Origin of the sequence: Deinococcus marmoris DSM 12784 (genome assembly GCF_000701405.1) — a bacterium.
Classification (GTDB): domain Bacteria; phylum Deinococcota; class Deinococci; order Deinococcales; family Deinococcaceae; genus Deinococcus; species Deinococcus marmoris.
On sequence record NZ_JNIV01000229.1, the window covers coordinates 1 to 1594 of the forward strand.

The 1594-nt window shown below is 59.6% G+C and carries 2 protein-coding genes; both read right to left on the reverse strand.

Features of this window, described 5'->3' with window-relative positions; all coding sequences use genetic code 11:
* Positions 1-508: helix-turn-helix domain-containing protein (locus Q319_RS0123455; protein ID WP_245619457.1), on the reverse strand; the 508-nt coding region annotated here is incomplete at its 3' end.
* A gap of 105 nt (positions 509-613) precedes the next feature.
* Complete coding sequence (locus Q319_RS0123460) at positions 614-1450, reverse strand: IS4 family transposase (RefSeq protein ID WP_162178712.1); 837 nt, start codon at positions 1448-1450, stop codon at positions 614-616.
* Between the last annotated feature and the right edge of the window lie 144 nt (positions 1451-1594).

The following is a 1594-nucleotide window of genomic DNA, read 5'->3' on the forward strand; positions in this document are numbered from 1 at the left end:
CGAATGCGTTCAGGTGGCAGCGGATGAAGCTGGCCGTGTCCGCTTTACGGATGAACTCGACATACAGCGCCCGTGACCAGCCCAGCACCATCACAAAGGCCCAGATTGAGCGGGTCTGCCCTTCGAGATTCAGGTAGCTGTAGCGGCCAAAGTCCACCTGGGCCTGCTGACCTGGATCGGTTTCAAATCGGACGGTGACGCGGCTGGCGGACACCTGTGTCCGCCGAAATGGGCGGACGAAATCCTTGACCACCGTGTACTGCCCCGTGTAACCGCGTTCCTGCACTTCCCGGAACAGCACCACGGCACTCAGGACACCCTGCTCGATCCGTCCAGTCAGATACGGCGTGTACAACCCGAGTTTGCTGCCCTTTTTAGGCCGGGCCTTGGGCTGTGGGAAAGCCGGGTTTCGCAAATACTTCTTGACTGTGTTGCGGCTCAGATCCAGGGTCCGGGCAATGCCGCTGACCGAGTGTCCCGCCGCCTTGAGCTCGATGATTCGTCGCACCTGTGCGCCTCCAAGCATGCAGACCTCCGATTCATCATGAATCGGAGAGCAGAAGAGTGAGCAACCTGGAGGTGGTCAAATCTGTTCCGCCATTTCTGGTCATTTTTATCCCGCCGTTGACACCACATCCAGTCCCCGCGTCTTCAGGGCACTGAACGTGTCTTCAGCGCGCCAGCGAAACATGTACCACTTCACGATTTGTAATGCCTGCTCTACCGTTTCGATAGTGTGGGTGGTCAGCAGTCGCCAGACCACTGGCGACTCGCCACACGGCACACAAGCCGCGCATTCCCGGACCTCCACCGCCTGCAATTTGACGCTGCCCCGTTTGCCCGCCCGTCCAGCGCGGGGACTCCGTAACCTCACTGTGCGAAAACTCAGCGCCATCATGCTGCGCCGGGCGGCGCGTCCCCGCTTGGGGTCTGCTGGGATGGACAGCTCGAACAGCGCACGGGGTGCAGTGGCTTCAAGTGCGGCCCACAGCTTGGTTGACCCACCCGGCTGATCCGGGATCAGTGCCCGGTCTTGCCGGGCGCGGGTGATCAGATGCGTTTGGCGCTGCATGACCTGAAACCACAAATCATAGCTATCGCCCTCGCGATCATTGACGAGCGTGACCATCGGCGTGAACCCTTGCACGTCACGGGTGACGTTGAACCACTTCTGTGATTCGCATGCCCCGAAATCGACGCGACCGCCGCGCGTCCAGACTTGAGCTGAAACGCAGCCCAATGGACGCCCGTATTCTGGGTCGAGTGCAAATCCAGCGTGAATGAAAAACCCTGGATCGCTGTTGTTGCCTGTGACCCCCAGCTCGCCTGCTGGACGGTAGTGCATCGTCGCTTTGAGGTTGACCTCCGTGGTGTCGCTACAAACCAACACATGAGCGTGTCCAGCACGCTGGACACGCTCCCTTCCAGCACGGATGGCGGCATAGATCAACTCTCCGAAACCGCTGGGTATGAGCCATGCACTTTAGTGCAAGTCTTTCAGACCTGCGCCGTCACGAAAAATTGAGCGGCTGGGCAGTCAGAAGAGAAACCCTGGCGTGTCAGTGGGACATTGAGCTAAAGGTATGGCGTGCAG